Origin of the sequence: Rhizobium sp. TBD182, assembly GCF_001950375.1 — a bacterium.
Lineage (GTDB): Bacteria > Pseudomonadota > Alphaproteobacteria > Rhizobiales > Rhizobiaceae > Agrobacterium > Agrobacterium tumefaciens.
The window spans coordinates 572,700-578,699 of the sequence record NZ_BDLN01000001.1; the positions used below are offsets into that span (position 1 = coordinate 572,700).

The 6,000-nt window shown below is 59.1% G+C and carries 7 protein-coding genes and 1 pseudogene; 3 read left to right on the forward strand and 5 right to left on the reverse strand.

Translation table 11 applies throughout. The features are described 5' to 3' along the window. Positions 1 to 104 precede the first annotated feature (104 nt). Positions 105 to 1,610 carry an Asp-tRNA(Asn)/Glu-tRNA(Gln) amidotransferase subunit GatB gene (gene gatB / locus T18_RS02915; protein ID WP_003512750.1) on the reverse strand — a complete coding sequence of 502 codons (1,506 nt, stop codon included), beginning with the start codon at positions 1,608 to 1,610 and terminating at the stop codon, positions 105 to 107. Between the two features lie 151 nt (positions 1,611 to 1,761). Between gatB and T18_RS02920 the strand changes: the two genes are divergently transcribed. Further along, positions 1,762 to 2,094 (forward strand): DUF1294 domain-containing protein, encoded by a 333-nt coding sequence (locus T18_RS02920; protein WP_038492794.1) that lies wholly within the window; start codon positions 1,762 to 1,764, stop codon positions 2,092 to 2,094. On the opposite strand, the gene T18_RS02925 is transcribed toward T18_RS02920, so the two are convergent. Further along, a complete protein-coding gene (locus T18_RS02925; RefSeq protein ID WP_038490772.1) occupies positions 2,076 to 2,585 on the reverse strand; it encodes a GNAT family N-acetyltransferase in 510 nt (169 codons plus the stop codon). The genes T18_RS02920 and T18_RS02925 overlap by 19 nt on opposite strands. Positions 2,586 to 2,882: 297 nt before the next feature. Between T18_RS02925 and T18_RS02930 the strand changes: the two genes are divergently transcribed. Continuing rightward, positions 2,883 to 3,140 carry a YjhX family toxin gene (locus T18_RS02930; RefSeq protein WP_003512746.1) on the forward strand — a complete coding sequence of 86 codons (258 nt, stop codon included), beginning with the start codon at positions 2,883 to 2,885 and terminating at the stop codon, positions 3,138 to 3,140. A 59-nt stretch (positions 3,141 to 3,199) separates the two neighbouring features. Here the strand turns inward: T18_RS02930 and gatA are convergent, their stop codons facing one another. The 3 genes from gatA to T18_RS02945 form a co-directional block, all read right to left on the reverse strand. After that, complete coding sequence (gene gatA / locus T18_RS02935; RefSeq protein WP_038490770.1) at positions 3,200 to 4,681, reverse strand: Asp-tRNA(Asn)/Glu-tRNA(Gln) amidotransferase subunit GatA; 1,482 nt, start codon at positions 4,679 to 4,681, stop codon at positions 3,200 to 3,202. Positions 4,682 to 4,736: 55 nt separating this feature from the next. Then, a complete protein-coding gene (gene gatC, locus T18_RS02940; RefSeq protein ID WP_003512734.1) occupies positions 4,737 to 5,024 on the reverse strand; it encodes an Asp-tRNA(Asn)/Glu-tRNA(Gln) amidotransferase subunit GatC in 288 nt (95 codons plus the stop codon). A gap of 125 nt (positions 5,025 to 5,149) precedes the next feature. Next, a complete protein-coding gene (locus T18_RS02945) occupies positions 5,150 to 5,854 on the reverse strand; it encodes a metal-dependent hydrolase (protein WP_003512733.1) in 705 nt (234 codons plus the stop codon). 84 nt (positions 5,855 to 5,938) lie between these two features. Here T18_RS02945 and T18_RS27465 point away from each other — a divergent pair. Beyond that, positions 5,939 to 6,000 (forward strand): annotated as a pseudogene (locus T18_RS27465) (PhnA protein); the annotation flags it as partial.

Consider the following 6,000-nt stretch of genomic DNA (forward strand, 5'->3'; position numbering starts at 1 on the left):
TGTCAGTCCCAGTGCTCGACGTCATCCTCGGGCTTATGCCGAGAATGACGGATGAGAACTTGCTACTTCAATGCCTTTGTACAGGCACGGGAAGCAGCGTCCGCTTACTCGTCCTCGATGCCGAGCTTGGCCTTCACCAGCGCCTGCACGGCCTGCGGGTTGGCCTTGCCGCCCGTCGCCTTCATGACCTGGCCGACGAACCAGCCGGCAAGCGCCGGCTTCGCCTTCACCTTCTCGACCTGATCTGGGTTGGCGGCGATGATCTCGTCCACGGCCTTTTCGATGGCGCCGGTATCCGTCACCTGCTTCATGCCGCGCGTCTCGACGATTTCGGCCGGGTTGCCGCCCTCGTTCCAGACGATTTCGAACACATCCTTGGCGATCTTGCCGGAAATGGTCTCTGCCTTGATGAGATCGATAATGCCGCCCAGCTGTTCGGGAGAAACCGGCGTCGTCTCGATGTCCTTGCCTGACTTGTTCAGCGCACCGAGAAGATCGTTGATGACCCAGTTGGCGGCGGCCTTCGGGTCGCGGCCGGCAGCAACCGACTCGTAATAATCGGCGATCGCCTTTTCCGAAACGAGGATCGAGGCGTCGTAGACCGACAGGCCAAGATCGGCGACGAAACGGGCCTTCTTGTCATCAGGCAGTTCCGGCAGATCGACCTTCAGCGCCTCGACGAAAGCATCGTCGAATTCAAGCGGCAGCAGGTCTGGATCAGGGAAATAGCGATAGTCATGCGCGTCTTCCTTGGAGCGCATGGAACGCGTCTCACCCTTGCCGGGATCGAACAGGCGAGTTTCCTGATCGATGACACCGCCGTCTTCGAGAATGGCGATCTGGCGGCGCGCCTCATATTCGATGGCCTGGCCGACGAAGCGGATGGAGTTGACGTTCTTGATCTCGCAGCGCGTGCCGAAACCTTCGCCGGGACGGCGCACGGAGACGTTGACGTCGGCGCGCATCGAGCCTTCGTCCATGTTGCCGTCGCAGGTGCCGAGATAACGCACGATGGACCGCAGCTTGGTGAGATAGGCCTTTGCCTCATCCGACGAGCGCATGTCGGGCTTGGAGACGATTTCCATCAGCGCAACGCCCGAACGGTTCAGGTCCACGAAGGACATGGTCGGGTGCTGGTCGTGCATGGACTTGCCGGCGTCCTGCTCCAGATGCAGGCGCTCGATGCCGATCTCGATGTCCTCGAAATTGCCCTGACGATCCGGACCGAGCGAAATCGTGATGATGCCCTCACCGACGATCGGGTCCTTGAACTGCGAAATCTGGTAGCCCTGCGGCAAATCCGGATAGAAGTAGTTTTTGCGGTCGAAGATCGAACGGTTGTTGATCTTGGCCTTCAGGCCGAGACCGGTGCGCACGGCCTGCTTGACGCATTCCTCGTTGATGACGGGAAGCATGCCGGGCATGGCGGCGTCCACAAGCGACACGTTGGAGTTCGGCGCATTGCCGAAAGTGGTCGAAGCGCCGGAAAACAGCTTGGAATTGGAGAGAACCTGCGCATGCACCTCCAGGCCGATCACGATTTCCCAATCGCCGGTGGCGCCGGGAATGAAGCGTTTCGGGTCGGGGGTGCGCACGTCTACAAGGGTCATATGAAGCTCACGATATACGGGTTCTTTGGCCTTGGTGGGTAGAACAAATGGAGCGCGGGCGCAAGACATCTTGCACCCTGTCGCGCCAGGCACCGGATTTTCGCTGAAACCGGATACGCGTTTTTTACGGTTCTCAGTTTCAATTCACGTCATGACCATGATCGCTCTCTGCTTCATGACCTATATGGCCTTCAATCTTTTCGTCTTTCTTGTCTATTGGTGGGACAAGGAGGCGGCGAGAAAGGGTGGCTGGCGCATTCGGGAAAGTACTCTGTTATTGCTTGCTTTCATTGGCGGCAGCATGGGCGCAGTGTCGGCTCAACAACTGCTGCGCCACAAAACCCGCAAGGAACCCTTCCGCAGCATCCTGATATCCATCGTAATTTTACAGGTGGGCCTTGTCGCGTCCCTCGCCATCATGCCGGACTGGCCGATACGGCTTGTAACCGGCTTGCAGACGCTCTCTCAGAACCCCGGCCCATAAAGGCCGCTCTCGACCTCGACCAGCTGCTTTTGCAGGCCGACGGATTGCACGTCGCGATCAAGCTTCGGCGCATAGGAGACGGAGAGCCAGTGGACGCTGTAACCGTGATGACGGAAAAAGGCGACCGCCGGTTCGTTCTGCGCATGGGTTTCAAGCCGGATGATTTCGAAATCACGTTGCAATATCTGCCGTTCGATATCCGCAAGCAGTAGGCTGCCTATACCCCTGCGCTGAAAATCCGGATCGATCCAGAAATCGGAAATCGCCTCGTTGAAATGTTCCCGTGCCGCCCATCCGGCAACCGCGCCGCCGAACTCGGCCACGCGGATGGCAAGCCAGGACGAGCGGGTGAAATTGGAAAAGGCACTGGCTGCGTTATCGTAAAGCGTCGCGGTAATGCCGAGCGCGGTTGTGGCCTGCCGCCATGCCCTAAGGCCGATGGCTGCCAGAACCTCCGCTTCCTGCTCCTGCGCATTGCGAATGACGATCAAGCCGCGCCCTCCATGGCCCAACGAAGTAAAGCACCGGTGGTGCGATTCGGCCAGTGCGGTTTCCACACACCCTGCCCGCCCGGTCGGGTGATGCCCGTGGGACTTGACCGCACACGTCTCCCCCGCTAACCAAAAAGAGCAAACAAGGAGCTTTTATGTTCGCTCAATCGGAGTCCCGGTAACGGCCCTGCCCGCAAGTTTCTTGCGCGCCGGGCCATTATGAAACCGACCTGGATGCCTTAACGGCACCCGGACTTGTTTTCATGCGTCTAGAAGACGCCGACCGGATTTCCGACAATGGACATTTCCCGCGCCGAACAGCGCATTCTTCACCTGCTCGCCCAGGGCGGCAGCATCGAACTCGTTCGAGACGACCATCACAAAATCGAAAAACTCGCGCTCTATACGCGCGACGGCTGGATTTTCAGCGGCCTCGATCTCCTCACCTTCCGCAAACTGAAACGGAAGAGAGCCATCGCCTCGTCAGGCGGCAAGCCTTACCGCATCACGACGCGTGGCTTGGAACTCGTACGGGGTGAGCTGGACAATCGATAAAAACAAACGGGCGGCACTTGATGCCGCCCGTGACAACTATAGAGCTTTTGTTCAGCCGCTTACCACCACTTGGCGGGGGTGAACTTACCGGCAGCCTGCTCGATGGCATGCGCCGTCTTGAAGAGCGTTTCTTCTTCGAAAGGCTTGCCGATGAGCTGCAAGCCGAGCGGCAGGCCCTTGCCGTCCAGGCCGGCAGGCACCGAGAGGCCAGGAAGACCGGCCATGTTGACCGTGATGGTGAAGACGTCCTGGAGGTACATCTTCACGGGATCGGAGGCGAGTTCCTCATCACCGACAGCGAAGGCGGAAGACGGGGTAATCGGCGCCAGAATGGCGTCGACGCCCTCATGGAAGACGTTTTCGAAATCGCGCTTGATCAGCGTGCGGACCTTTTGCGCCTTCAGGTAATAGGCGTCGTAATAACCGGCTGACAGCACGTAGGTGCCGACCATGATACGGCGCTGCACTTCCTTGCCGAAACCGGCTGCACGGCTCTTCTCGTACATGTCGGCAATGTCCTTGCCGTCGACGCGCAGGCCGTAACGTACGCCGTCATAACGAGCGAGGTTGGACGAAGCTTCCGCGGGCGCGACGATGTAATAGGCAGGAAGCGCGTATTTGGTGTGCGGTAGCGAGATATCGACCACTTCGGCACCGGCATCGCGCAGCCATTCGACGCCCTTTGCCCAGAGCTTTTCGATTTCTTCCGGCATGCCATCGACGCGATATTCCCTGGGGATACCGATCTTCAGGCCCTTGAGCGACTGGCCGATGGCCTTTTCGTAATCCGGCACCGGCAGGTCGACGGAGGTCGTATCCTTTGCGTCAACGCTCGCCATCGTCTTCAACAGGATAGCGGCGTCGCGCACGTCACGTGCGATCGGGCCGGCTTGATCGAGCGAGGAAGCATAAGCAACGATGCCGTAACGCGAGCAACGGCCATAAGTGGGCTTGATGCCGACGGTGCCGGTAAAGGCCGCCGGCTGGCGGATGGAGCCGCCGGTGTCGGTTGCCGTGGCGCCGGCGCACAGATGCGCGGCAACGGCTGCGGCCGAACCGCCGGAGGAGCCACCGGGCACGAGCTTCTGCTCCGAGCCATTGGCGCGCCAGGGGTTGATGGCCGGACCGTACCAGGAGCTTTCGTTGGACGAGCCCATGGCGAACTCGTCCATGTTGAGCTTGCCGAGCATGACGGCGCCCTGGTCCCAGAGGTTCTGGGTGACGGTCGATTCGTATTTCGGCTTGAAGCCATCGAGAACATGCGAACACGCCTGCGTGTGCACGTCACGTGTGGCGAAAAGGTCCTTCACGCCGAGCGGAACGCCTTCCAGCTCGCCCGCCGCGCCTGAGGCGATGCGGCCATCGGAGGCTTTCGCCATGTCGCGCGCCTTTTCAGGCGTCAAGGCAACATAGGCGTTCAGCGCGCCGTTGGCGGCGTCGATGGCGGCAATATAGGCGTCGGTCAGCTCGAGGGCGGAAAACTCTTTCGCCTTGAGCTTTTCGCGGGCTTCGGCAATGGTCAGGCTCGTCAGGTCGGTCATGGTCGGCAACGGCTTTCGAAATCTTGGAAAAATCGGGCGGCAAACGGCGGTCGGACTATTCGACCACTTTCGGAACCATGAAGAAGTCCCGGTCGGTCGCAGGCGCATTGGCGACGATGTCTTCCGCCTTGTTGCCGTCGGTCACGACGTCGGCACGCTTTTTCATATCCACGGGGGTAACGGAGGTCATCGGCTCGACGCCGTCAACATTCACTTCCGAAAGCTGCTCCACGAAACCGAGTATGCCGTTCAACTGGCCAAGCATATTTTGTGCTTCGTCTTCAGTAACAGCGATACGGGCAAGGCGCGCAACGCGCTTTACGGTGGCGAGATCGACGGACATGGTTCTACTCCGGTCAGAATTTTCCTAACCGCTATAATCACCATGTCCGCCATTCGCAACGGTAGAAAGCATGTCGCGTAAAACTGTGTAGCGGTTTTGCTGTAGCGACATGCGTCAGCAAAATGTCAGAAGGACAGTATTTCGCCCGGCTTCGGCGTGTGGACGCGCGCATCCGAGCCTTCCATGCCGGCCACGAACTTCTCCGGCGTCTGGTCAACGATCGGGAAGGAACCGTAGTGGCAGGGAATGACGTTGGCGAATTTGAAAAAGCGCTGGCAGGCGAGTGCAGCCACCGCACCACCCATGGTGAAGCGGTCGCCGATTGGCACGAGACCGATATCCGGCTGGTGCAATTCGTTGATGAGCTTCATGTCGGAGAAAATATCCGTATCGCCCATATGATAGACGGCCGGACCGTCTTCGAAATGCAGCATCAGGCCATTGGCGTTGCCGAGTGAATGGGAAACGCCATCCTCGGTGATCTGAGCGGACGAATGCAGCGCATTGGTGAAGGTTACGGAAAAACCGTCGAAATGTACCGTGCCGCCAGTATTACCCATATCGACCTTCGCCACGCCCTTTGTGGAAAGCCAGGCGGCGAGATCGGCATTGGCAAGCACCGTCGCGCCCGTTTCGCGAGCAAGCTGGACGGTATCCCCCACATGATCGCCGTGGCCGTGGGTCAGGAGAATATGGGTGATGCCTTCAGCCGCGCTTTTCGCATCCTGTCCGGCAAAACCGGGATTGCCGGTGAAAAACGGATCGATAAGGATCTTCGCGCTGCCGTTTTCAAGGCGGAAGGCGGAATGGCCGAGCCAGGTGATTTTCATGGGAAGTTCTCCTTTGTATTGCCCGTATATTATGACATAGGACGGCTTGAACAACCGCACTACCGATATTTCAGAGAGGCGACAATGGCCGCGGATAATGACGATTACGTGTATGACGAGGCGACCGGCGAATGGCGGCCTGCGTC

What these genes read in the sequence shown, in the direction of transcription:
- gatB (WP_003512750.1), bottom strand. Translation starts at nt 1,610, where the DNA reads ATGACCCTTGTAGACGTGCGCACCCCCGACCCGAAACGCTTCATTCCC.
- T18_RS02920 (WP_038492794.1), top strand. Translation starts at nt 1,762, where the DNA reads ATGACCATGATCGCTCTCTGCTTCATGACCTATATGGCCTTCAATCTT.
- T18_RS02930 (WP_003512746.1), top strand. Translation starts at nt 2,883, where the DNA reads ATGGACATTTCCCGCGCCGAACAGCGCATTCTTCACCTGCTCGCCCAG.
- gatA (WP_038490770.1), bottom strand. Translation starts at nt 4,681, where the DNA reads ATGACCGACCTGACGAGCCTGACCATTGCCGAAGCCCGCGAAAAGCTC.
- gatC (WP_003512734.1), bottom strand. Translation starts at nt 5,024, where the DNA reads ATGTCCGTCGATCTCGCCACCGTAAAGCGCGTTGCGCGCCTTGCCCGT.
- T18_RS02945 (WP_003512733.1), bottom strand. Translation starts at nt 5,854, where the DNA reads ATGAAAATCACCTGGCTCGGCCATTCCGCCTTCCGCCTTGAAAACGGC.